Annotated in this window: 1 protein-coding gene; it reads right to left on the reverse strand. The window is 43.4% G+C overall.

The window, feature by feature from the left end; all coding sequences use genetic code 11:
- Positions 1-119 precede the first annotated feature (119 nt).
- Positions 120-557, reverse strand: coding sequence for an IS200/IS605 family transposase (tnpA, locus tag FS806_RS25295; RefSeq protein ID WP_144873665.1), 438 nt, complete (start codon positions 555-557; stop codon positions 120-122).
- Positions 558-656 lie beyond the last annotated feature (99 nt).

Consider the following 656-nt stretch of genomic DNA (forward strand, 5'->3'; position numbering starts at 1 on the left):
CTTAAACTACCACCTGCTCAAAGCAGGTGGATTTAGACATAAATGTCGACGACTAAAGTCGTAGCGTAAGAGTAAAACTCTTCTAAATGTCCTTACGCTCAAGCGTACTTCAACAACGACTAAAACTCGTCCTCAATCTTGAAAATTTCGTTCTTCTCGCCACTAAATTGATTGGCAATGTAATTTCGAATCATTTCTTCCGTGACATTTCCTACTGTCGCACAAAAATATCCCCTTGCCCACAAGTGTTGACCCCAGTAGCGTTTCTTTAGTTCTGGAAATTCTTCTTGCAGCAATCGCGATGATCTTCCTTTTAGATACTGTACAACTTTACTCGGGGCTAGGCTTGGCGGACAGGACAGCAATAAGTGAATGTGCTCTTTACCTACACTTCCCTGCAATATTCCGATCCTTCTCGCCTCGCACCCTTGCCGGATCAACTCCCGCGTCCTTACCGCCAATTGCCCTTTCAGTATCTGATATCTGTACTTTGTAACCCATATCACATGATATTTGATGTCGTAGACCGCATGACTGTTTTTCTGGTATCCTTCCATACTTTCACCCCTTCAGTAAAAGTATTTCCAGATCCTGTAGGGCTAAAAGCGGATACCGTCTAAAGACGGTGGAGTTGAACCTCGCTTTTGGAAGTTAAA

The organism is Paenibacillus sp. 32O-W (assembly GCF_007679495.1).
GTDB lineage: Bacteria > Bacillota > Bacilli > Paenibacillales > NBRC-103111 > Paenibacillus_L > Paenibacillus_L residui.